Source organism: Amycolatopsis sp. NPDC004169, assembly GCF_040610315.1.
Classification (GTDB): domain Bacteria; phylum Actinomycetota; class Actinomycetes; order Mycobacteriales; family Pseudonocardiaceae; genus Amycolatopsis.
The window spans coordinates 233931-255941 of the sequence record NZ_JBEXMD010000010.1; the positions used below are offsets into that span (position 1 = coordinate 233931).

General features: G+C 71.8%; 22 protein-coding genes. 10 read left to right on the forward strand and 12 right to left on the reverse strand.

Annotation, left to right across the window (positions count from 1 at the left end):
* Positions 1 to 125: 125 nt before the first annotated feature.
* Positions 126 to 1340, forward strand: a complete 1215-nt coding sequence (locus ABZX11_RS16730) for an Ig-like domain-containing protein (protein WP_354913773.1) — start codon at positions 126 to 128, stop codon at positions 1338 to 1340.
* Between the two features lie 12 nt (positions 1341 to 1352).
* Here ABZX11_RS16730 and ABZX11_RS16735 read toward each other — a convergent pair whose 3' ends face one another.
* Together ABZX11_RS16735 and ABZX11_RS16740 are read right to left on the reverse strand one after the other, a co-directional pair.
* On the reverse strand, positions 1353 to 1862 hold the full coding sequence (locus ABZX11_RS16735) for a hypothetical protein (RefSeq protein ID WP_176176360.1): 510 nt from the start codon (positions 1860 to 1862) through the stop codon (positions 1353 to 1355).
* A 27-nt stretch (positions 1863 to 1889) separates the two neighbouring features.
* Positions 1890 to 4196 carry an SEFIR domain-containing protein gene (locus ABZX11_RS16740; protein WP_354913776.1) on the reverse strand — a complete coding sequence of 769 codons (2307 nt, stop codon included), beginning with the start codon at positions 4194 to 4196 and terminating at the stop codon, positions 1890 to 1892.
* A gap of 75 nt (positions 4197 to 4271) precedes the next feature.
* Between ABZX11_RS16740 and ABZX11_RS16745 the strand changes: the two genes are divergently transcribed.
* A complete protein-coding gene (locus ABZX11_RS16745) occupies positions 4272 to 5090 on the forward strand; it encodes a hypothetical protein (RefSeq protein WP_354913778.1) in 819 nt (272 codons plus the stop codon).
* Here ABZX11_RS16745 and ABZX11_RS16750 read toward each other — a convergent pair.
* On the reverse strand, positions 5087 to 5509 hold the full coding sequence (locus ABZX11_RS16750) for a hypothetical protein (RefSeq protein WP_354913780.1): 423 nt from the start codon (positions 5507 to 5509) through the stop codon (positions 5087 to 5089). The genes ABZX11_RS16745 and ABZX11_RS16750 overlap by 4 nt on opposite strands.
* Before the next feature lie 67 nt (positions 5510 to 5576).
* Between ABZX11_RS16750 and ABZX11_RS16755 the strand changes: the two genes are divergently transcribed.
* The 5 genes from ABZX11_RS16755 (at position 5577) to ABZX11_RS16775 (ending at position 8962) form a co-directional block, all read left to right on the forward strand.
* Complete coding sequence (locus ABZX11_RS16755) at positions 5577 to 6065, forward strand: MarR family transcriptional regulator (RefSeq protein WP_176176364.1); 489 nt, start codon at positions 5577 to 5579, stop codon at positions 6063 to 6065.
* 187 nt (positions 6066 to 6252) lie between these two features.
* Positions 6253 to 6396, forward strand: a complete 144-nt coding sequence (locus ABZX11_RS16760) for a hypothetical protein (RefSeq protein WP_176176365.1) — start codon at positions 6253 to 6255, stop codon at positions 6394 to 6396.
* 71 nt (positions 6397 to 6467) lie between these two features.
* Positions 6468 to 7667, forward strand: a complete 1200-nt coding sequence (locus tag ABZX11_RS16765) for a histidine kinase (protein WP_176176366.1) — start codon at positions 6468 to 6470, stop codon at positions 7665 to 7667.
* Positions 7668 to 7691: 24 nt separating this feature from the next.
* Positions 7692 to 8363 carry a response regulator transcription factor gene (locus ABZX11_RS16770; RefSeq protein WP_176176367.1) on the forward strand — a complete coding sequence of 224 codons (672 nt, stop codon included), beginning with the start codon at positions 7692 to 7694 and terminating at the stop codon, positions 8361 to 8363.
* 155 nt (positions 8364 to 8518) lie between these two features.
* Positions 8519 to 8962, forward strand: coding sequence for a hypothetical protein (locus ABZX11_RS16775; protein ID WP_354913783.1), 444 nt, complete (start codon positions 8519 to 8521; stop codon positions 8960 to 8962).
* Between the two features lie 35 nt (positions 8963 to 8997).
* On the opposite strand, the gene ABZX11_RS16780 is transcribed toward ABZX11_RS16775, so the two are convergent.
* The 4 genes from ABZX11_RS16780 to ABZX11_RS16795 all read right to left on the reverse strand — a co-directional run bounded on the left by ABZX11_RS16780 (position 8998) and on the right by ABZX11_RS16795 (position 14155).
* A complete protein-coding gene (locus ABZX11_RS16780; RefSeq protein WP_354913785.1) occupies positions 8998 to 11091 on the reverse strand; it encodes an iron ABC transporter permease in 2094 nt (697 codons plus the stop codon).
* Between the two features lies 1 nt (position 11092).
* Positions 11093 to 12073 carry an iron-siderophore ABC transporter substrate-binding protein gene (locus ABZX11_RS16785; RefSeq protein ID WP_354913787.1) on the reverse strand — a complete coding sequence of 327 codons (981 nt, stop codon included), beginning with the start codon at positions 12071 to 12073 and terminating at the stop codon, positions 11093 to 11095.
* Positions 12074 to 12095: 22 nt separating this feature from the next.
* Positions 12096 to 12845, reverse strand: a complete 750-nt coding sequence (locus ABZX11_RS16790; RefSeq protein ID WP_354913828.1) for an ABC transporter ATP-binding protein — start codon at positions 12843 to 12845, stop codon at positions 12096 to 12098.
* A gap of 134 nt (positions 12846 to 12979) precedes the next feature.
* The gene (locus ABZX11_RS16795) at positions 12980 to 14155 is read right to left on the reverse strand and encodes a hypothetical protein (protein WP_354913789.1); all 1176 of its coding nucleotides are present in this window, start codon (positions 14153 to 14155) and stop codon (positions 12980 to 12982) included.
* 100 nt (positions 14156 to 14255) lie between these two features.
* Here ABZX11_RS16795 and ABZX11_RS16800 point away from each other — a divergent pair, with 100 nt between their 5' ends.
* Together ABZX11_RS16800 and ABZX11_RS16805 are read left to right on the forward strand one after the other, a co-directional pair.
* Positions 14256 to 15098, forward strand: coding sequence for a hypothetical protein (locus ABZX11_RS16800; RefSeq protein ID WP_354913791.1), 843 nt, complete (start codon positions 14256 to 14258; stop codon positions 15096 to 15098).
* Positions 15099 to 15176: 78 nt separating this feature from the next.
* Positions 15177 to 15863 (forward strand): hypothetical protein, encoded by a 687-nt coding sequence (locus ABZX11_RS16805; protein ID WP_354913793.1) that lies wholly within the window; start codon positions 15177 to 15179, stop codon positions 15861 to 15863.
* Here the strand turns inward: ABZX11_RS16805 and ABZX11_RS16810 are convergent.
* The 5 genes from ABZX11_RS16810 to ABZX11_RS16830 form a co-directional block, all read right to left on the reverse strand.
* Positions 15828 to 16838: a hypothetical protein gene (locus tag ABZX11_RS16810; RefSeq protein ID WP_354913795.1), complete on the reverse strand. Its 1011-nt coding sequence runs from the start codon at positions 16836 to 16838 to the stop codon at positions 15828 to 15830. The two genes, ABZX11_RS16805 and ABZX11_RS16810, sit on opposite strands and share 36 nt — an antisense overlap.
* Before the next feature lie 318 nt (positions 16839 to 17156).
* On the reverse strand, positions 17157 to 18272 hold the full coding sequence (locus ABZX11_RS16815) for a M48 family metalloprotease (RefSeq protein ID WP_354913797.1): 1116 nt from the start codon (positions 18270 to 18272) through the stop codon (positions 17157 to 17159).
* Positions 18273 to 18440: 168 nt separating this feature from the next.
* Positions 18441 to 19484 carry a hypothetical protein gene (locus ABZX11_RS16820; protein ID WP_354913799.1) on the reverse strand — a complete coding sequence of 348 codons (1044 nt, stop codon included), beginning with the start codon at positions 19482 to 19484 and terminating at the stop codon, positions 18441 to 18443.
* A gap of 6 nt (positions 19485 to 19490) precedes the next feature.
* Positions 19491 to 20000 carry a hypothetical protein gene (locus tag ABZX11_RS16825; protein WP_354913801.1) on the reverse strand — a complete coding sequence of 170 codons (510 nt, stop codon included), beginning with the start codon at positions 19998 to 20000 and terminating at the stop codon, positions 19491 to 19493.
* Positions 20001 to 20101: 101 nt separating this feature from the next.
* Positions 20102 to 21517: a M1 family metallopeptidase gene (locus ABZX11_RS16830; protein ID WP_354913803.1), complete on the reverse strand. Its 1416-nt coding sequence runs from the start codon at positions 21515 to 21517 to the stop codon at positions 20102 to 20104.
* A gap of 224 nt (positions 21518 to 21741) precedes the next feature.
* On the opposite strand from ABZX11_RS16830, the gene ABZX11_RS16835 reads away from it, so the two are divergent.
* The gene (locus ABZX11_RS16835; protein ID WP_354913805.1) at positions 21742 to 21870 is read left to right on the forward strand and encodes a hypothetical protein; all 129 of its coding nucleotides are present in this window, start codon (positions 21742 to 21744) and stop codon (positions 21868 to 21870) included.
* Positions 21871 to 22011: the final 141 nt, after the last annotated feature.

Here is a 22011-nt window from a genome sequence, read left to right on the forward strand (position 1 = left end):
TGGCGCGGCCGCAGGGGAAGTGCGGTCCGCGCCGCCACCTCTCGGCCCGGTGCACCGGGCCCGGTCCGGGAAATCGGATCGTTACACAACTTCGGACGGGGTGGCGCGTCTTGGGGGTCGTGAGAATGATCCGCATCGCCGGGCTCGGCCTGGCGGCCCTGTTGCTGGCGGCGTGCAGTGGGAACTCGGAAACCGCGGGGACCGCGCAGGCGGTCGGGGCGATCGGCGCGGCGGGCACGCCGACCGCGTCCGGGATGCCGGCGGCGACGGTGGCGTTCCTCCCCGCCGGCGAGGAGCAGCTGAGCCCGAAGGACCCGATCGTCGTCAAGGCGTCGGGCGGCACGTTGCAGGCGGTCGCGGTGACGAACCCGCAGACCGGCAACGCCGTCCAGGGCGAGCTCTCGCCGGACAAGACGACGTGGACCAGCAAGGACCGCCTGCGGTACGCGTCGACGTACCAGGTGGTCGCCACCGCGGTGAACCAGGAGGGCGCGCCCACCGAGCAGCGCGGCGAGGTGCACACGGTCAAGCCGGCCGGGGTCGCCAGCCCGGCGCTGTTCCAGTCGGCTTCGGGTGACTTCGGCGTCGGCCTGATCATCGGCCTGAAGTTCGACCGCGACATCGCCGACAAGGCCACGGTGGAGAAGTCACTCAAGGTGACGTCCTCGCCGTCCCAGGACGGCGGCTGGTACTGGGTGAACAAGCGCGAAGTGCACTACCGGCCCAAGGACTACTGGAAGCCGGGCTCGACCGTGAAGCTGGAGACGGCGAACTTCGGCACGCCCATCGGCGGTGGCCTGTACGGCGGCCAGGACGTCTCGGCCACCTACAAGGTGCACGACTCGTGGGTCGCCAAGGCGGACGGCAAGACCCACCAGATCAAGGCGTTCCACAACGGCCAGCTGGTGAAGACCGCGCCGATCAGCATGGGCAAGACCGCCGACACCCCGCCCCGCGGCCCGACGCCGACCTTCAACGGCACGCACACCGTGCTGGGGAAGGAGGACCACAAGATCATGGACTCCTGCAGCTACGGCGTGTGCGAGGGCGACCCGGGGTACTACAAGGCGCCGGAGAACTGGAACGTCCGCATCTCCAACGACGGCGAATACCTGCACGAGAACCTGAAGACGGTGGGCGTGCAGGGCAGCGACAACGTCTCCAACGGCTGCCTCAACATGAACACCGAGAACGCCAAGTGGTTCTTCGACACCTTCAACGTCGGCGACGTCGTCGAGGTCACCAACTCGGGCGGGCCGCAGCTGTCGATCAACAACGGCCACGGCGACTGGGCGATCAGCTGGAGCGCCTGGCAGGCCGGCAGCGCCCTGCACGGCTGAGCCGCGCCGGGGTCACAGCGGTTCGTAGGCGTCGCCGTCTTCGTTGAGCAGCACGTAGGCGGGGGAGAGCTCGGTCAGGCAGGCGCTCAGCGAGGTCAGCAGGTCCTCGAGGGGGACCTGGCCGAGTTCCAGCTCTGCGGCCACTTCGGCGCGGAGCCGGTCGATCGCGGGCTCGTCTTCTTCCAGCTCGGCGTAGGAGGCTTCGAAGGCGTCGCGCATCGCGTCGAGGTCGGGGGCGCACGCGACGACGTCCGGCCAGGTCGGAACGCCGACGACCAGGCGGATCGCACCCTCGAGGTCGGCGGCGAGGACCCCGGCGCTGCCTTCGGAATCGGCGTAGAGCACGGGGCCGCCGTCGCAGACGAAGAACGTGCCGCCCGAGGCGTCGCCGGCGACCGCCTGGAGGGCGCCGCCGGAGGCGAGCCGCACCGGTTCGACCGGGTCGAGGCGGGTGACGTCGAAGTCGAACACGTCGGCCAGCAGCTTGGCGGCGCGCGTGTTGTCCCGGAGGCGATCGAGCATGCCGGAACGGTAGACCCCCGCCGCCGGCTACGCGGGGCCGCCCAGGTGCCGTTGCAGGTGCTGGTGGCGGAACTGGTGGACGGCTCCGTACTGGCGGAGCACGCCGCGGTCACGGGCGTCGTCCAGGAACCGGAACAACCGCCACGGCAGCCTGCCGCGGGCGGCGAGCACGAGCCGGGCCACCGTGTACCGGGCGTACGCGCTGAGCAACATCCAGGCGGCGGCATAGCCGAGGACGACCCGGACCGCATACCCGGGGCCCAGCACCGCGAAGACGGCCGCGATCGCCACCATGATCCCGGTACCGGTGACGGCCACTTTCCGGTCCGCGCGCAGCGTTCCGGCCGGACTCGACGGCCGCCGGAGGTCGGCGAGCACCACCAGGCCGTCGCTGCGGCCGTGGCGCAGCCGGTGCCACAGCTTGCGTCCGGACCACCAGGTCAGGAATCCGCCGCCGAGGGCAAGCGCCGTCAGCGTCAACGCCGCACGAACGCTGTGCACGAGTCCCGCCGCGACGGCCCGGCCGGCGAGCAGCAGCGCGAGGCCGCCGACGGCGAACGACAACCACTTCGCCATCAGCTGCACGAAGTCGCGCACCTCGGCACGCAGCTTGGGCGTCGAGCGGTCGAACGCGTGCGGAGCCTCGACGTGGTCGGTGGCGTTGAAGTAGGCGAGCAGCCGCCGGTTCACGGCGGCCGATCCGACCGCGGCCGCGGCCGCCAGCCCGGGCACGACGCCGAAGGCGCTGAGCATGCCGAAGCCGAGCGCGGCGCCCGCCGCACCCCGGCAGGCGGGAGCGACCCACCGGAGGGGGCGGTCGAGTTGCCACCACGCGATGTCCGCTGTCCCGGTCGAAGCGAGGTGCCCGAGCCAGCGCCGGGCGGCACTGTGGTGCACCCGGGGCGCCGGGGAGCGGTGACCGGGGTAGTCCGGGTAGACGGCCTGGACGAGGTGCTGGACCAGGTGGGCCTCGACCGAGTCCCAGTCCGGGAAGCGGTCCCGGTTGCCCAGCTCGGCGGGATCGCGGCCGGGGTCCTGGTGGACCACGCGGACCAGCCACACCAGCAGCGGGGTCGGCACGGGGTCCGCGCGCAGCCGGGCGAACAGCGGGGCCAAGCGTGCCGCGCCGCCGGGCACGGTCTCGGCCAGGTAGTCCTCGACGTCGTCCCGCTCGAGCGGCAGCAGTTCGGCGCGGGTGGCACGGGCCAGCCGGACGCCCGCCGCGTCCAGTTCGCCGTACTCGGCCAGGCCGCAGGTGACGACCAGCGGAACCGACGACCCCAGCCGGTTGAGCGCCGCGACCGCCTCGGGTCGCAGGTCGTGCGCGATCGTCTCCAGGCCGTCGAGGACGGGCAGCACCAGGCCCACTTCCAGCAGCGCGGCCGCCAGGGTGATGCGTTCCCCGTTGACCCAGCGCACGGTCCGGCCCAGCCGGTGGTCGCGGGCGAGCCGGCGCGCGAGCCAGTCGAACGGGTGCAGTTCGCCCGGGTGCCAGTCGGTGACCGGGACCAGCACCGGCACCGGCTTGCCACGGGACCACCCGTCCAGCAGTTCGGACACCAGCCGGATCGCCGACACGCTCTTGCCGCTGCCGGGGCGGCCGAGCACGAGCAGCCGCCGGTCCCGGCGGAAGACCGGCCCGATCCGGTCGATTTCGCCGCCGTCGACGCGCCAGCGGGTGCCGAGCGGGCGCGGGTCGTCCAGGCCGAGCCGCAGCACCTCGGCTCGCCACAGGGCGGTGACCGCGCCCGCGAGGCTCGTGGCCGCCTCGACCAGTACCCGGCTGAGGTCCGCGCTCAGCACCGCCGGGTCGAACAGCCCCTCCTGCTTGGCGAGTGGTCCCAGCGCCGGCCGGCCCCAGCGCGGCTGCCCGGTCAGCACCCGCACCAGCTCGTCGAGATCCTCGGGGATCGCGTAGCGGGTGGCGGAATAGGGCTGGAGGAACGCGGGGAGGTCATCGGCGGAGTACCCGGGCAGGACGACCGGCAGGATCTTGGCCGTCCACCGGGCCCGGTCCGCGGCGAGGTACTCGCGGAGCATCAGCAGCTGAAAACGCGCGTAATCGGGATCCTCGTCGTCCGCCGTGGCCAGCTGTTTGTACCGGGGCGAGCCGATCGCGAGCACGAAGTCGCCGTGCTCGATCTGGCGCATCGCCCAAGCGAGCCAGTCGCGCCGCTGGTCCCGCTCCCAGAGATCCAGGCGGACGTCGATGCCCAGTTCACCCCGCAGCTGCTCGGCGAATCCGAGGACGGCCTCGGTGTGCGCACCGGAGTCGTCGGCGTAGGAGAGGAACACCCGGGGTCTTCGAGCGGGCGGCTCGTCCGGTGCGTCCACGCGCGAGAGTATAGGGAGCCACCGATCCGTTCTTCACCGCTGGTGACCGGCCCGGCGGTGGGGTACAACCGGAGGGTGGCCGAGCGCGTCCGGCGCCCCGACCCGCACGGCTCCGTCGAGCGTGACGTGCTGGTGCGGTACCTCGACGCCTGGACGGCGACCGGGCTGCGGTCGCCGCGCGGCGGGACGTACGTCGAGTGCGGGGACTTCGCCGCCGATGCCTTCCGGGTCTTCGGCGAGTTCGCCGACCGGCTGGCCGAGCACCACCTGGCGGCCGTGCTCGTGGGCCGTCCGTCGCCGGGTGGCGCGCCGGCCGGGCTCATCGTGCGGACGGCGGCCGACCTGGGGGACGTCGACGTGCCGGGGCCGATGCTGGCGCACCTGACCGGTGCCTGGCCGCCGTCCCTGCTGCGGGGCAAGGCGCACGAGGTGCTGATCGCGGACGATCCCGGTACCGGCCACCGGGAGCGGCTGCGGTCGGCCGGGCTGGGGTGCGCGGTCGCCGTCGACCTGGTGGCCGACGACGGAACCGCGCGGGCACTGGTGTTCGCGACGGCGGACAGCCGCCACCTGGCGACGTTCAAGAACGAACTGTGGGCGGCCGACGAGTTCGCGGGCATCCGCTACCGCGACCCGCGTGACGCCGAGGGCACGCTGGTGGACATCTCGCTCACCCCGCAGCTGCTGCCCCTGCGCCGTGCGCTGCTGGCCGAACTGGGCCGACAGGGCCCGGCGACGGTCGCCGACCTGCAGCGGTTCGCTTTGCTGGAAACGATTTATCGCGCCGAGGACGCGGTCGGGGCGTTGACTGCGGCGGTTGCTGCGGGGCAAGTCGCGCGAGAGCCTGAAAGAGGCCGGCTCAGCGCTCGCACGGTTCTCTCGGTGGTGGGCTAGTCGGTCGCCACCTGCTGGACGCTGTCGGCGGCCGACGACAGGGTCGGGCGCAAAGCCGTGACCAACGCCGTCGTGACCACCAGGTGCATCAGCATCAGGCCGATCACGTTGGCCGCCGTGGCGCCCGCGGCGAACAGCAGCAGGTCCGGCACCCACGTCAGGACCAGGACCGCGGGAACGACCACGCGCAGGGCGTGCGGCGCGGTGCGGGCGATCACGAACCAGCCGATGCTGCCCAGCAGCAGGCCCAGCGCGGTGGCGGGCAGGTAGGCCGCCGGGGCCAGGCCCATGTGGATCCCGCCGTCGTCGAGGGCCAGTGCGCCGAGGGCGATGGCCGTGTTCACCGCCGCGGCCGCCAGAAGCGCGAAGCCGAGGCGGACTGCCGTGGCCGCGGTGGGTTTGGGGGTGACGGTGGTCATCGCTCCTCCTCTTTGAGTTTAACACGCAACCCAAACGGTAGGTTGGGTTGCGTGTTAAAGTCAAGGCGTGAGTGGAGAGGAGCCGGTCCGCTGGCTCGGCGATGACGAGCGGCGCGCCTGGATCAACCTGGCGAAGGTCCTGCTCACGCTGCCGGGCGCGCTGGAGAGCCAGCTGCTGCGGGACGCCGACCTGACGCTGCTGGGCTACATGATCCTGGCCCGGCTGTCGGCGGTCCCGGGGGAAAGCCTGCGGATGAGCGAGATCGCGGAGATGGCCAACGGTTCCCTGCCGCGGATTTCGCACGCGGTCGCGCGTCTGGAAGACCGGGGCTGGGTCACCCGCGAGGTCTGCACCGGCCAGGGCCGCCGGTTCACCACCGCGACGCTGACCGCGGCCGGGCGTGCGCACCTGGAGGCCTCGGCGCCCGGGCACGTCGCCACGGTCCGCCGGCTGGTGACCGATCCCCTCGGCGACGACTTCGTGCGGGTCGGCGACGCCGTGGAGCGGATCGTGGAAACGCTGGGCCTGCCCGTGGAAATCCTGAAATCCGAGTAATTCCCTTGGCGGATATGGAGTTCTGCGACCGGCCGGGCCACACTGGTCTGCGGTCACGGAGAAACTCCGCCCACCCGAGGAGGGGTGTGGAATGCCCACCGCCGTCGAATACGCAGTCGCCGCGCCCCGGCACGACCAGAACGGGTGCGGCAGTGGCCCGCCGGCTCAGAATCTGCACGGTGGTGCCGTGAGCCTGGCCGCCTCGGTCGCGCACCAGGACGTCGTCCCGGCACCGGCCGAGGAGTGGCTGCTCACCGGCCTGCCCGTCGCCCTGCTCGTGGCGGCCGTCGTCTGGCGGCGACGGCGCGGCGGCAAAACCCCGGCCGGGTAGTCAACTCCGGCGGTAGGCAACGTCAACCCGGGGCCCATGACTCGCCGCAGCCGGGCGGCTACGGTGACCCGGTGCGGGCGGCGTGGACGCGGGTGCGGCGGTACGGCGGAGCTCACCCGCAGCTGCTGGACGGGGTGGTGTCCTGGCTGGTCGTCGCCGGCGTCGTGCTCGCCGCCCGTTACGACTACGCCTCCCACGGCCGGGTTTTCGGCCTCCCCGGGGTGCTGCTCACCGCCGCCGCCATCCTGCCGGTCACGCTGCGCCGCCGGGCGCCGGTGACGGTGTTCCTGCTGTGCCTGGCCGGATCTCTCGCGTCGGTGCTGGCCGGGTACTGGGACGCGCTCAACAACTTCGGCCCGCTGCTCGCCCTCTACACCGTTGCGGTGCAACGATCCCGGCGCGTGTCGCTCACCGCCGCCGCGCTCGCCACCGTGGTGGAGGCGGCCGGGACGGCCTCCGCGCACCTGGGGCCGCTGTGGCTGCTGGCCGTGCTCGCCGCGCTGTTGAGCGCGACCACCTGGGCCGTCGGCGACATCCGCCGGATCCTCACCGAACGCAACGCCCGGCTGGAGGTCCTGACCCGCGAGCTCGAACGGGACCGGGAGGCCCGCGCCCGGCGCGCGGTCACCGAGGAGCGGATGCGCATCGCCACCGAACTCCACGACGTCCTCGCCCACCACATGTCGGTGATCGCGGTGCAGGCCGGGCTCGCCGGGTACGTGCTCGAGTCCGACCCGCCGACCGCCGCCGGCGCGCTGCGCGCGGTCAACGACACGAGCCGCCAGGTGCTGGACGAACTGCGGCGGCTGTTCGTGCTGCTGCGGATCGGTTCGGATCCCGTCGTCCCGGCCGGTGATTCTTCGCCGGCGTTCAGCCTCGACCGGATCGAGGTGCTGGCCGAGCGCGTCCGGGCGCTGGGCATCCCGGTCGAGCTGGTCGTCGACGGGGTCGTCCGCCCGCTGCCGGACAGCGTCGCCCTGTGCGTGTACCGGATCGTCCAGGAATCGCTGACGAACGTGGTGAAGCACGCGGGCGGGGCGGGTGCGCGCGTCCGGTTGGCCTACGGCGACACGGTTTTCGTCGCGCGGATCACCGACGAAGGGCGAAAACGCGGTGTCCCCGCGGAATCCGGTGGGCACGGCCTGATCGGGATGCGCGAGCGGGCCAGGCTTTACGGCGGCACGCTGACCGCAGGCCCGCGCGAGCGCGGCGGGTTTGAGGTCGTGCTGACCCTGCCGATAAGCTCGGCAGGAGGAACGGACAACCACTGACGCGCCCGGGGGAAGCGATCGCGGATGGTTCGGGTGCTCGTCGTCGACGACCAGGAGCTGATCCGCGCCGGGCTGGCCGCGCTGATCCGCGCCACACCGGGGTTCGACGTCGTCGGTGAGGCGGGCAGCGGGGAACAGGCCGTCGCCGTCACGGCGGAGCGGCCCGTCGACGTGGTGCTGATGGACATCCGGCTGCCGGGCATCAGCGGGATCGCGGCCACCGGCCGGATCCTGGCCCGGGCCGGCGATCGGCCCAAGGTCCTCGTCCTCACCACCTTCGACCTGGACGAGTACGTCTACCAGGCGCTTCGGGCGGGCGCTTCGGGCTTCCTGCTCAAAGACGCGTCACCGGACCAGATCCTGGCCGCGATCCAGGCGGTCGCGGCCGGCGACATGCTGTTCGCGCCCGCGGTGACGCGGCGGCTGGTCGAGGCGTTCACCCCGCCCGCCGAACACCCGGTCCCGGCGCTGACGTCGTTGACCGAACGGGAAACCCAGGTGGTGCGCCTGGTCGGGCACGGCATGTCGAACGCCGAGATCGCCGACCGGCTCACGGTCAGCGCCGGCACGGTGAAGACGCACCTCAACCGGGCCATGGGCAAGCTCGGCGTGTCCAGCCGGGCCCAGGCGGTCGTCGTCGCCTACGAGTCCGGGCTGGTCGTCCCCGGGGCGGGCCGCCGGTACGCCGGCGGTTGAGCCCGGCTGATCCGCTGGTGCACCGGGGAATCCCCGGCTGCCGCACGATTCACGCCGGGAACAGCACCTGCGGGAGATGTCCCTTTCCCTTGCCGTGGCTAGATTTCCTCCTGCGCGCATCGAAATCCGGAACAACCACGGAGGGGAACGGAAACATGGGCAGGATGTTGACGCGGATGATGCTGGTCGCACCGGTGCTGGCGCTGGGGACGGCGGTGGTGGCGGCCGCGCCGGCCTCCGCCGCCTACGACGACAGCTTCACCGTCCACACGACCGACGGCTGCGGTGCGGTGGAGTTCGTCGACTACGGCGCGGGGGCACCCGGCGGCGGCAACAACGACGACTACGCGGTCGTGCACGACTACTGCGGGGACGGGCACGGCGTGAAGGCGTGGGCGTGGCTCGATGGTGTTCTCATCGGGTCCAAGTACAACGGCAACGGGCTGGCCGGCGACCCGGTCGTCTGGGATCCGTTCAAGGCCTACGGCAACGTCATCGCCGGCGACTCGGTGGGCCTCAAGGTCTGCCTGGTCGACGGGAACGGGGATCCCACGCCCGCCCGGTGCGCCTCGAAGACCCACACCAGCGTCGACGGCTGAGCGCGAGGGGGTGACGGAACGCCGCCCGGGGAGCCTCAGCGTCCCCGGGCGGCGTTCGCGCGGTGCCGGTACAGCAGCCACCCGAAGTACGGTGCGCCGATGATCGCGGTCATCAGGCCGGCGGGCAGCTGGCCGGGGGCGATGACGGTGCGGCCGGCCGTGTCCGCCACGCAGACGCCGATCGCGCCCAGCAACGCCGCGGTGGGCAGCAGGCGCGCGTGCCGGCTGCCCACGATCGCGCGGGCCGCGTGCGGGGCGACCAGGCCGACGAACGTCAGCACCCCGATGCCCGCCACCGCCGCGCCGGTCAGCAGGACCGCGCACGCCAGCAGCAGCAACCGCGTCCTGGCCACCGGCACGCCGAGCACGCGCGGCGTTTCGTCGTCCAGCGCCAGCAGGTCGAGCTCCCGCCGCGTGCGGACCAGCACCGGCACCACCAGCAGCAGCGCCAGCGCCATCGGCACCAGGTGCGGGAAGCTCCGGCCGTAGGTCGAACCGCCCAGCCAGGTCAGCGCCTTGGTCTCGTTCCACGGATCGGACAGGGTGATCAGCAGCGTCACCAGCGCCTGCGCCGCCGCGTGCACGCCGAAGCCGATCAGGACCAGCCGTTCACCGGTGAACCCGCCCCGGGCGGCCACGGCGAAGACCACGGCCATCGCCAGTGCGGCGCCCAGCCCCGCGGAGCCGGTCAGCGTCCAGAACCCGACCCCGGACACGGCGGTCAGCACGGCGACCGCGCCGAGGCCCGCGCCGCCGACGACGCCGATCATCCCCGGCTCGGCCAGCGGGTTGCGGGCGACGGCTTGGGTGAGCGCGCCGCCCAGCGCCAGCGCCGCGCCCGCCAGCAGCGCCGCGGCCACGCGGGGCACGCGGGTGTCCAGCACGCCGGTGACGATCGGGCCCGCCCGCCCGGTCACCCCGTTGACGACGTCGCCCAGCAGCAGTTTCGCGTCCCCGAGCAGCACCGCGCCGACGGCCACGCCGGCCACCCCGAGCACCAGCACGCCCAGCGTCACCCGGTACCGGGTGGCGCTGACGCCGCCGCGGGCGCCGGCCGCGGGTGGTTCGGCGGCCGCGGACGTGCTCCGGGCGGTCCGGGCCAGTACCACGAGGAAGAGCGCGCCGAGGATCGTCGTCACGACCCCGGTCGGCACCGCCAGTGCGCGTTGCGGGCCGGCGACCGCGCGCAGCAGCACGTCGGCGCCGAGCAGGAGCGCCGCGCCCAGCGCCGCGGCGCAGGGGAGCAGCACCGCGTGCCGGTGCAGGCCCGGCACCACGGGCGCGAGCAACCGGGCCACCGCCGGCGCGGCCAGCCCGACGAACCCGATCGGGCCGGCCAGCGTCACCGCGGTCGCGGCCAGCAGCACGGCCAGCCCGATCGCGGCGGCCCGCGTCCGTCCGATGTGGACACCCAGGGTCCTGGCGTGGTCGTCGCCCACGTGGATCAGGTCGAGCCGGCGGGCCAGGCCGAGCAGCAGGGCCAGCGCCGCGGCGGCGACCGGGCCGAGCGTGCGGATGCCGCCGAGCCCGTTCTGCTCCAGCGAGCCCTCGCCCCAGGCGAACAGGCCACGGGTTTCCTGTGCGTACAACAGCAACAGGACCTGGGTCACCGACATCAGCGCCAGCGCGATCGCGGTGCCCGCCAGCACCAGCCGCACGATCCCGGTGCCGCCGGTGCCGGCCAGCGCGAGCACGAACGCGGCCGCGGCCAGCCCGCCCGCGAACGCGATCCCGGCCGCGCCGAGCAGGGGCAGGGAGACGCCGAACGCGGCGACGGCGACCACCGCCAGGTGCGCGCCGGCGTTGACCGCCAGGGTGTCCGGCGACGCCAAGGGGTTGCGGGACACCGACTGCAGCACCGCGCCGGCCACGCCGAGCGCGGCCCCGACCACCAGCGCCGCGAGCAGGCGCGGCAGCCGCGACTCGACGACCACCGCCGTCGTGTCGCCGGTCGCCCCGCCGGACAGCAGCCGCAGCACGTCCAGCGCGCCGAGGTTCGCGGTGCCCTGGGTCAGGTGCACGGCCGACCCCACGAGGAGCAGGACGGCGAGCCCACCGCCGAGCAGCGCGAGCCGCCCGCGCCGCCGGACGGCGGTCACGGGCGGCTCGGCTCCGACCAGGGTGGCCACGCTACTTCTGCAGTGCGGCGACGGCCGCGTCGACGAACTGCGCCATGGACTTCGGCCCGCCGAACATCCACAGCGCGTCCGGGAAGCGGTGCACCTTGCCGCTCTTGACGAACGGCAGGTTCGTCCAGATCGCGTTGCCGGCCAGCTGCTGCTGGTACGGGTCGCCTTCGGCGGTGTTGGCGATGTACCAGAACCGCACGTCGGGCAGCTTGGTCAGACCTTCGACGTCGGCCTGCGCGAGGCCGTAGACCGCGTCGCCCTCCATCGGCCAGGCCGTTTCCAGGCCGAGGCGGCCGAACACCGCGGACACCAGCGCGCCCTTGGTGTAGGGCCGGATGCTGACCGAGCCGGACGTGACGTAGGCGTCGGAGAAGGCGACCTGCTGCCCTGCGGCGCCGAGCTTCGCCACCGCGTCCCGGCCCGCCGCCAGCTTCTGCTCGAACCCGGACTTCAGCTGCGCGGCCGCGGCTTCGGTCCCGGTGGCCTTGGCGATCGTGTCGAGGTTGGCGTACATCCCGGCGATCGGGTCCTTGGCGTTGCCGCCGTTGATGACGATGACCGGGACCTTCGCCTCGATCTGCTCGAGCGCGCCTTCGGTCACGCTGTCGGTGACGACCACGAGGTCCAGGCCCAGCGAACCGAGCGTGTCGAGGCTCGGCTCGCCGCGGGTGCCGATGTCCTTCGGCGTGCCGTCGAGCTTCTCGGCGCTGACCCACTGGCCGTAGCCCTTGATGTCGGACACGCCGACCGGCATGACGCCGAGGGAGACGAGGTGCTCGACGGCGTTCCACTCGGTCGCCGCGACCCGCTTGGCCGGGCCGGGCAGCTTCACCTCCTTGCCGCGCGAGTCGACGACGGTGACCGGGCCGGCACTGGTTCCGGTGGCGGCGGCGTTGTTCGCGGGCGCCTCGGTGGTGCCGCAGCCGGCCACGAAGAACGTGGCGGCCGCGGACAGGCCGAGGAGCATCCGGGTGAGGCGCATGGTTCTCCTGATTTTTCGTGGTTCAGACGAGTGCGGAGTCGTTGAAGCGGCCGACCGCGCGGGTGTGGATCCGCCCGTCGGCCGGGTCGGTGACGACGTCCACGCGGATGCCGTAGGCGCGGCTGAGGTTCTCCGCGGTCAGCACTTCGGCGGGGGTGCCTTCGGCCCTGACGCGGCCGTCTTCGAGCAGCAGCACCCGGTCGGCGACCGCGGCGGCCTGGTCGAGGTCGTGCAGCACCACGCCGACGCCGACGTCGTGCCGGTCGGCGAGGTCGCGGACGACGTCGAGGATCTCGACCTGGTAGCGCAGGTCGAGGAAGGTCGTGGGTTCGTCGAGCAGCAGCAGCGCGGTGTCCTGGGCCAAGCAGGCGGCGAGCCAGACCCGCTGCGCCTGCCCGCCGGAGAGGGCCTGCACCGGCCGGTCGGCGAGGGCGGAGAGCCCGGTCAGCGCGAGGGCCCGGTCGACGGCGGCGGGCCCGTCGGCGTCGCGGCCGCCCCAGCGCGACCGGTGCGGGTGCCTGCCGAACTCGACCAGCTCCCGGACGCACACCCCGCCCGGCGCGCTCCGGTGCTGCGACAGCAGGGTGATCCGCTTGGCGACGTCCTTTCCGGACAGTGCACGCAGGTCGGCGCCGTCGGCGAAGGTGACCGAGCCCGCGGCCGGCGGGTGCAGCCGGGCGAGCGCCCGCAGCAGCGTCGACTTCCCGCTGCCGTTCGGGCCGATCAGCGCCGTGACGGTACCGGCGTCGAGGGAGACGGACGCGGCACGCACGACGACGTCGCTGCCGTAGGCGACGTCGACCTCACGGGCGTGGACGCCGGAGCGGGGGACCAGGGACACACGAGGACAATAAGGTCAGGCTTACCTAACTTACAAGGTGGCGGACGGCACAATCCGGACGTCGCTCATCGCGCGGGCTTCCCGGACAGGCGGCCGAGGTAGAGGTCCCTGGCCACCAGGCTGACCGCCAGGTGGTCGGCGAGCGGGTCGAAGAAGGCGCTGCGGTACTTGGCGTCGGTGACCGTCGAGGCGGCGAAGTACAGCCCGGAGAACGCGGCGATGAACAGCGAGACCTGCAGCAGCTCCTGGGGGATCGGCAGCTGGATGCCGAACAGCGTGCCGCCCGCGGGGTCACGCCCGATCCACGCCTTGATCACCGCGTGCTGCACCGCGACGATCCCGAAGAGCACGAAGAAGACGAAGACGAGGGTGGCGAGCACGAAGGTCTGCAGCACCTGGGTCAGCATCAGGACGAGCACCATGTTCGCCCGTTCCAGCTTGGTGAGCGGGAGCCGTTCGACGTCGTCCGCCAGGAACTCCGCCAGCGGCGTTTCGCGCAGCTTGTCGAGGCCGACCGGGGCGGTGCGCGACTGGGTCAGCCGGGTGACCTCGTCCTTGAGCGCCGCCAGCAGGAAGACCACGGCGACCACGGCGAAGAGCCCGGCCACCAGCCACATCCGCTGCCGCGGCAGGGCGGCGCCGACCTGCCAGATCTCGGTGGTGAAGAACCCGAAGACGGTGAACAGCAGCAGGAGCGGCAGCGCCCGGCTGGTCAGCTCGCCGAGCAGCCGCGTCTGGCGGTAGGCCGCCCGCAGCGCCCAGCCGACGATCGAGCCGACGCCGACGAAGGCGGCCGCGAACAGCCCGGCCAGGATCAGCAGCTGGGTGAGGAGGCCGAGGGGCAGCGAGTCGCCGTCGACGACCACGTCGGCGACGGGCACGACGACCACGAACACGGCCGCCATGACCGCGGCGGGCACCGTGCCGCCGCGGTCGACCAGCTTGCGCCGCACCCACCGCGCGGTGAGCCACGAGCCGAGGGCGGGGAAGACGACCAGGCTCAGCAGCAGGCCGGTGTAGCCGAGCGCGAAGAGATCGCTCTCCATGAGCCGGTCGAAGTCCGCGTCGGTCTCGCCGTCCACTGCGGACAGCACGGCGGTGAGCACCCGCCAGGCGGCGATGAACACGACGGCGGGCGCGATGCGGACCAGCAGCTGCGCGGGCCGTCCCCGCACGACGGCGGGCAGCCCTCGCCGCCGGAACCACTGTTCGACGGCTTCGACGCCGCGTTCCTCCGCCATCTTCGCCTCCCGATCGGCGCGGCCGCCGCCGGGATGCTAGCGCGGGCCGGGCCCGGTTCAGGAGCCCCGCACCGTACCGACCGGATGGTATGTTGACCGCGTGATCGAAGTGGCGCGCCGGACGTGGCGCATTCTCGAGCCCTACCACGGGATGATCTACTTCGCCCCCGAAGCGACCGCCGCGTACGAGAAGCTCGGCCTGACGGGCCGCGCGGGCTACTTCGCCTCGCGATCGGCGGCGCTGGGCAAGGTCCCGGCTCCGGTCGTCGTCGCGACGTTCTACAACTTCAACCCGGCCCTGGTGCACGACTCGATCCGGGCGGCGTGGTCGGCGACCGAGCCGGAGGCCGTCCTGGAAGCGCGGCACGCGGCGGCGGACCGCACGCTGCGCGCCACCCTCGGCGACGCGATCGACGCGCCGGAGATGCAGCGGGCGGCGGCGCTGGCCCGCGAGGCGGCGGAAACGATCGCCGGCGACGTCGTCGGCCGCCCGTTGTTCGCGGCGCACGCGGCGCTGCCGTGGCCGGAGGAGCCGCACCTGGTGCTGTGGCACGCCCAGACGCTGCTGCGCGAGTACCGCGGCGACGCCCACATCGCGGCGTTGCTGACGGCGGGCCTGAGCGGCATCGAAGCACTCGTCACCCACGCGGCTTCCGGAGCGGTGCCGGCGGAGACGTTGCGCAAGTCCCGCGCGTGGTCCGAAGAGGACTGGAGCCGGGCGATCGCCGGCCTGCGGGAGCGTGACTGGGTCACCGGCGACGGGGCCTTCACCCCGGCGGGAGCGGCCCACCGCGAGGAGATCGAGAAGGCGACGGACGAGAACAGCGTGACACCGTACGCCCGGATCGGGGAGCCGGCCTGCGAGGAACTGCAGACGCTGGTGCGGCCGTTCAGCCGCGCCCTGTCGGAGAAGCTGATGCCCTGGATGCTCGCGCGCCGGTAGCCCCGGGGTGCGCCCGGCCCGTGGCACCGTGGTATCCCACCGGGCATGGACAACGGGCCGGTGCTCAGCAGCACCAGGGTGGCGGCCGGGCTGCTGGTGGCCGTGGCGGGGACGGCGTGGGCGGTCGGTGGCCCGGACCAGCTCCTCCGCATCGGCCGGCTCGCCCTCGTCGTGCTGCCGGTGCTGTTCGGCGTGGTGGCGGTGGTGATGGTGGTGCGCGCGGCGATGCCCGCGGGCACGGCGGCCGGTCCGGTGGCGCTCCTGGCGCTGGCAGCCGGGGGACTGCTGGCCGCGGCTCTGGTGTTCGGGTGGGTGAGTCCGGCTAACCTGACCGATACCGCGGCGGTCGCGGTGACGGGAGGTGGACTCGCCTTGGCCCTGTCCCACCGCCGCGTGCACCACGAACTGGAGGCGGTCATTTGCCGCCGCACCGCGGTGATGCGCAAGAACGACCGGGCGATCAGCATCGAGGCGCCGGAGAAGTTCATCGTGCGGGCGATCCTCGGTGGTGAGGTCTGCCTGGACCTGTCCAAGGCCGAATACCCGCCCGGCAGCAAAGGCATCGTCGTGGACATCACGGTGTGGTTCGGCCGGGTCGAGATCAGTGTTCCGGCGGGCTGGCAGGTGCAAGCCGATCGCGTGGAACTGGCCCGGCGAATGCGGTACGACGGCGATCTCGATGCGTTGGACGACGAGGCCGGTCGGCGGGTGGTGCTCAATCTTCAAGGACTAGGCGGATTTGTCGGGGTTCGACGCGGGAGCTGACGGGTGCTTGTACGGCACGACCATTCCGCGAAAGTAGTGCGGCCGTAGTCCGGTCGTCTCGGCGAAGAAGAGCGACAAAGCCTCGTTGAACGGGATTTCCTCGGAGATCGAACGTGGAAGCGGCAGGTGCAGCGCGGCGAGCATGTCGAACCGGTGCAGGTCGACCGCCGCGGCCAGCAATCGGGCGTGACCAGAGGCGGCGCGCAGGGCCGCTCGGTAGGCGACGGCTGCCGTGAGTGCGGTGAACAACGGAACCCACGACCAGCCACTCGGGTGCCACAGCACCGGAAGCGTCGCGGCTGTGGTCGCTGTCAGCGCGACACAGAGGGCGCACATCGTGTCGATCGTTTCGAGGTTGCGGGAAATCGAACCGCTGATCGTCGGGGACAACGACGGCCACAGGCGTTCGGTGATCGCGTTGAGCTGCAAACCGTAGCGGTTTCCGGCGGCGTGCTCGCCGGCACGCAGCACATTGCCGATGTGCGTCGGCATCAGATCGCCGTTCGCCGGGTACCTGCGGTAGACCTCGTCCGCTCGCCTGGCTGCGCGGTCCAAGCGCCACCTTCGTTGTGCCTGCTCGACGACGGCATCGAAGGTGCCGCCCTCGGGGTCCGCTTGCTGAAAGTCGAGGACGATCTTCGCGCTGTGCTGCCGGCGCCGGTGCTGCTCGGTCGCGACCTCGTTCAGCAGGGTCAACGCGCGGGTGCGCCAGTAACCTTCCAGGAACTGGACCAGCGCCACCTGGAACGGCCGCAACAGCACCCCGGCCAGCACGATGCCGATGACCACGAGACTGGTCTGCACCGGGAGTAGCTTGTGCACCACGGTGACGATGTCCGTCGGGTGGTCCGTGTACGCGCCGGCCACGACGAGCAGCGACACGAGCGCGGCCAGAACCGTCACCGGCAGCAGGTTGGTGAGGCTGAACCGGCCGCCGAACAGCCTGGCCATCTGCTTGCCGAGTTCGCCGAGCATGCCCGTCCCTATGGCCGATCCGATGCCGAAACGTACCTCATTTGCAGGTTGCAGTCCTTCTTGCGGCACATGGGTGGGGTTTCGCTGGGCTGACTGAGGGACATCCGGTGCCCGTTGTCGCACTCGTACAGGTAACGGTTGCGGTTCGGTCTACCGCGGCTCATGGAATTCGAATCGGGGGCCATCATCACGAGGGCAAGGCCCAGCAGCGTCGCTCGGTGCCCGCCTCGCCCCATCAGAGCAGTATCCGACCCGATCCGGTGACCGGCAAGGGGCGGGCCGTCCCCTCGAAGCGAGGAGACGGCCCGCCCTCGGGACTCAGCCGCGCGCCGCGGCAACCGGGGGCATCAGCTTCGGGTACTCCTTCTGGAACTTCTCGATCATCGTGGCGGACGGGACGATCCGGTTCGGGTTCGCCTGGCTCGTCGCCTGCTTCTCACCCCACGCGCCGGCGGCTTTGCGCTGGTCGGGGGTGCCGTGGCTGTGGTAGCAGTCGCCGATGGAGGCGTCCAGGTAGGTGACCTCCTGCTGGGTACGGGCGTTCCAGGCGAAGCCCTTGGCGTGCGCGACGAAGTAGCCGCCGTAGGCGTCGGGGCCCATCTCGGACGACTCGTTGCGCGGGTGGTTCTCGTGGGCGAAGTCGACCTGGTGGCCGTACTCGTGCCCGAGCACGGACTCCACCGAGACGTCGTCGAACCCGAGGACGTCGACGGTGTCGAGCAGGCCGTCACCGAGCGCGACGCGCTTGCCGCCGAGGCTGCCGGCCGGGGCGGCGAACGCGTTCAGGGTGATCAGCGGGTTGCGGCCGCCCTGCAGCGCCGGGATTTCGTAGAGCACCTTGGTGGCGAGCGCGGCTGCGGCCTTCACCTTCGCCGGTGCGAGCCCGAGGCTGAAGGTCTGCGCCATCTTCGCCTGGCTGCCGAGGTCGGTGCCCTTCCAGGCGACGAGCTGGATGTTCCAGCTTTCGATGTCCCAGAAGCCGCGCAGCTTGTCGATCGTCGTGGTGGCGCGCGCGGTGTACTGGCCGTCGGTGCCGAAGACCTGCGGGGTCTTGTCGGACGCGACGCCCTGGACGTAGAGCTGGCTGAGCCCGGACAGGGCGTCGAGCGCCTTGTTTTCGAGCGGGGACAGCTGGGCCGCGAGCTTGTTGGCGTAGGTCAGCAGCGAACCCTCGGTGCAGCCGGGGATCGGGCCGTCGTCGGCCTGGGTCTGCGGGCCGATCCGCGGGATCGGCGACTCGATGAGCCGGTCGACGTGGCGCAGCGCATCGGCGGGCAGGCCGTCGTAGAGATCGACGACGTACTGGTAGAGCTGAGCGACATCCTGCTCGACCGCGGAAGGTTCGGCCGCGGCGGCCGGAACGGCCGTGGCGAGCACGAGCGCCGCCGCGGTACCGGCGGCCGCGAGTGTCTTGCCGAGAAATCCTGTCGGCATGGGCAAAGTGGTTTCCCCTCTTCGGTTCCGTGTCAAGATCACCAAGCACCGCCACAGTAGGGCGGTGCTTGGCAGCGGAACCGGCGCCGGGACAACAACCCCGGAATGGCCCACGTCTTTCGAAGGGTTCCGGCGCTGCGGACATCGGCCGAAAGTACTAGAACAGGTTCACGCCGGAAGCCGGCCTTCCGCCTGACGGCGGGCTTCGGTTCGCGCCTCGAGTTCGTCGAACCACCGCTGTCCGCGGGTTCCGCACTTGTCCCTGATCGAAAACTTGAGGTCCGCCGTCCGCGCGTTCAGGCTCTTGACCATCGTCCGGCCCTTGCTCACCTCGTCGCCGATCTTCGACCGGGTTTGCGCCAGGCTCGTGGCCGCCGCGGTCATCGCCGCCCGGTTCGGGCGCTCGCGGCGTCCGGTGGCCGGGTTGATCTCCGAGCGCACCCGCATCGTCGCGGTCGCACGGGCGCGGACGACGATGCCGGACAGGCCGCGCGCCACGTCCCGGCTCATGTCGTAGTACTGGTACGCGTTGTCGGCGCAGCCACGGGATTCGTAGTGCAGTTCGCACAGTCCCGCGAAATCCAGGGTCAGCCTGGTGGCCTGCAGCTGCTGTTCGACCGCCGCGGCCAGCCGGCTCACGCGCTGGTTGTTCGCCCGGACCTTCTGCAGCGTCTTCTCGGCTTCGGCCGTGGCCTCCTGCACCGCCGCGAGGGTGACCGGCTTGACGCGCGCCCCGGACGGGAACCACCGGGCCAGTACCCGGAACGTGATCAGCGCGGCCAGGCCGGCGGCGCCGCTGCCGCCGAAGAGGATCGCGGTCTGCCGGGCGGCGTGCGGGCCGTGGGCGACGTTGCCGTTCAGCAGCAGCACCAGCGCGGTGACGTTCACGACGAGCAGGAGGATGCCGGCGCGGGGCAGGAGCCCGCGGATCGTCGCCCACTGCCGGCGTGGGGTGGACGAGCGTCTCCTCCGGAGACTTTTCGGGCGCGCACGGGCGACCAGGAGCAGCGCCACGAACGGGGCCGCGGCGAGGAAGCCCCACCAAGCCGTTCCGTGTTCGGCGAACTGCGCCGGGTCCGAGGCGATCAGGAACGGCACGACGGCCGGAGCGGTGAGCGCCAGCAACGCGGCCGCGATCGCGCCGGCCACGAGCGGGAGCCCGAACGTCCACGCGAAGAGCCAGAATCCGCAGCCGGAGTTCCGCCGGGCCACGGCGGCCTACTTCCGCCGGCCCTTGCCGGTCCTTTGTGGTCTCCGGTTGCGCGCGCGGCCGAGGTCCGGCGCCCCGGATCCGTTGAGCACCTTGTCGATGTGGTCACCCAGCCCCGTCCGGCCCGAGGCGGTTTCGGACACCAGCAGCTTGCCCAGCACCTCGACCAGATTCGCGTGCAGTTGCTGCTGGTCGAACGATTTCGCCTGGACGAGGTGCTGTTGTTCCTTCGCGATGCACTCCAGCAGGCCGCGAGCGCTGACGCCGGCCAGAGCGCCGCTGTTGCGCATTTCCTGCAACGCGGCGCCGACCGCGGCCCGGCGGTCGGCGAGGGCGGTCAGCCGTTCCCCGCTGTCCGCGTCGATCCGCTTGCTTTCGACCTTCAGCCTGCCCATCTCGGTGATGCAGGCGGACACTTCGGCCACGGCCTTGGCCGCCGCACCCAGCGGATTCAGCGATTCGGCGAGTTGCGAAACAGCCTGCCCGAAGACGATGCGGCCATTCTCGACGGAGACCATTTCTCTGCTCAACTGGATCAACCTTGCGCCGTGGGCAGTATGGGAATGTGTAATAGATCGAGGGCGCGCGGGCAGGCGTTACAGTTGCTTGCGGATCTGTGTCAGAGCGTCGGCTTGCCGGGCTGGTAGAGCCAGGTGCGGAAGAACGAGCCGAGGTCGCGGCCGGTCTGCTGCTCGACGAACCGGATGAACTCCTGCGTGGAGACGTTGCCGTACCGGTGGGTCGACGGCCACTGCGTGAGCACCCGGAAGAAGGCGCGGTCGCCGATCTTCAGGCGCAGCGCCTGCAACGTCATCGCGCCGCGGTTGTAGACCAGGTCGTCGAAGATGTGGTCACGCCCGGGGTCGGCGACCTTGCCGCTCCAGTCCTCTTCGCCGGCGTAGGTGTCGGCGAAGGTCTGCTGCACCGGGATGCCGTTGAACTTCTCCTGGTAGAGCCATTCCGAATAGGTCGCGAAGCCTTCGTTGAGCCAGATGTCCGACCAGCGCACCGGGGTGAGGCTGTCGCCGAACCACTGGTGGCCGAGCTCGTGGGCGAGCAGGTCGCCGTCGACGTCGCTGGTGCGCTGGTCGTAGACCGGACGGCTCTGCGTTTCGAGGGCGTAGTGGACACCGACGTCGGCGATGATGCCGCCGGTCGAGTCGAACGGGTACGGCCCGTACACCGACGATTCCCACTGGATGACCTGGGCGGTGGTCTGGTTGAACACGTTGCCCTGTCCGGGTTTCGTGTCGATCGACTTGCCGATCGCGGTGATGTTCGGCAGGCCGCCGGCCGCGGTGCCGTGGGTCACGTCGTAGTTGCCGATCGCGAGCATGCTGAGTTCGCTGGCCATCGGCCGGTTCATGGACCAGCGGAAGGTCGTCTGGTGGTCGCGGGTCGTCGTGGGTCCCGGCTCGCCGTTGGCCAGGACGGTGAGCCCGGCCGGCACGGTGATGGTCTGGGTGTAGGTCGCCTTGTCGTCCGGGGTGTCGTTCACCGGGTAGTAGGTCGCCGCGCCGATCGGCTGGTTGAGCGCGACCGCGCCGTCCTTGGTGGTGACCCAGCCGGAAAGGCCCAGCGCGGGGTCGTCGATCTTCTGCGGAACGCCGGCGTAGCTCACCGAGACGACGAACGGGCTGCCCTTGCGCAGGCCGTACGGCGGCGTGATCACCAGCTCCTGGGCGCCGCTGCGGGTGTAGGTGGCGTTGAGGCCGTTCACGGTGAGCCTGCTGATCGTCAGCGGGCCCTGGAAGTCCAGGTCGAAGCGGGAGAGGTCCTGGGTGGCCGTGGCGAGGATCGTCGTGGTGGCGTCGATCGCCTGCGTCGCGGGACGGTAGGTGAGCCGGATGTCGTAGTGGCCGACGTCGTAGCCGCCGTTGCCCATGTCGGGAAAGTACGGATCGCCGGCGCCGGGCGCACCGGGCGAGAACCGCGGTGCCGCCTCCGCGGCCGGGCCCGTCGTGGCCAGCAGACCGGCGGACAGGACAACGGAGACGGCCAGCAAACGGCCACGGCTCGGGTTGGCGCCTCGCATGTGTCCTCCTCGGCAGGCATCGACGCTGAAGACTAGGTCGGATCCGCCACGTGGATCAACCCTCCTTGCGACGGCTGCGAAGTCCGGTCCCGCCTGCCTCGACGCTCGAACGGTGCCGGCCGCGGAAAGCACCCTGCCGGAACCGGCCGCCCGGCACCGAACCGAGGAACTTCTTCCACCGGGCATTCGGGACCGAACAGGGCAAACTGCCGGCGACACCGGAGATGCCGGCCCGCGCCGAGCGGCAGCGCGAGCTCTACCTGGAGGCTCGGGCGGGGGTACCGGCGGACTCCCCGCAGGCCCGCGACATCGCCGCGCGCATGGCGGCGGACTCGGCGGACTTCGAGACGTAACGCGGGATCAGCTCGGCCAGCGCGGCGGCCTCGTCGGTGCGGTGCATGGGTGCCCCGGCCCGCGAGGTGGGGCCACGGATTTCCGCTATCGCTCGGCGAGGGGTCGCGGGATTACCCGTCCGCGTCGGCTCTGCGATGATC

Coding starts and splice junctions, on each gene's coding strand:
- ABZX11_RS16775 (WP_354913783.1), top strand. CDS start 8,519: ATGGGCAGGATGTTGACGCGGATGATGCTGGTCGCACCGGTGCTGGCG.
- ABZX11_RS16795 (WP_354913789.1), bottom strand. CDS start 14,155: ATGGCGGAGGAACGCGGCGTCGAAGCCGTCGAACAGTGGTTCCGGCGG.
- ABZX11_RS16830 (WP_354913803.1), bottom strand. CDS start 21,517: ATGCGAGGCGCCAACCCGAGCCGTGGCCGTTTGCTGGCCGTCTCCGTT.
- ABZX11_RS16825 (WP_354913801.1), bottom strand. CDS start 20,000: ATGGTCTCCGTCGAGAATGGCCGCATCGTCTTCGGGCAGGCTGTTTCG.
- ABZX11_RS16810 (WP_354913795.1), bottom strand. CDS start 16,838: ATGCTCGGCGAACTCGGCAAGCAGATGGCCAGGCTGTTCGGCGGCCGG.
- ABZX11_RS16735 (WP_176176360.1), bottom strand. CDS start 1,862: ATGCTCGATCGCCTCCGGGACAACACGCGCGCCGCCAAGCTGCTGGCC.
- ABZX11_RS16730 (WP_354913773.1), top strand. CDS start 126: ATGATCCGCATCGCCGGGCTCGGCCTGGCGGCCCTGTTGCTGGCGGCG.
- ABZX11_RS16750 (WP_354913780.1), bottom strand. CDS start 5,509: ATGACCACCGTCACCCCCAAACCCACCGCGGCCACGGCAGTCCGCCTC.
- ABZX11_RS16770 (WP_176176367.1), top strand. CDS start 7,692: ATGGTTCGGGTGCTCGTCGTCGACGACCAGGAGCTGATCCGCGCCGGG.
- ABZX11_RS16815 (WP_354913797.1), bottom strand. CDS start 18,272: ATGCCGACAGGATTTCTCGGCAAGACACTCGCGGCCGCCGGTACCGCG.
- ABZX11_RS16785 (WP_354913787.1), bottom strand. CDS start 12,073: ATGCGCCTCACCCGGATGCTCCTCGGCCTGTCCGCGGCCGCCACGTTC.
- ABZX11_RS16835 (WP_354913805.1), top strand. CDS start 21,742: ATGCCGGCCCGCGCCGAGCGGCAGCGCGAGCTCTACCTGGAGGCTCGG.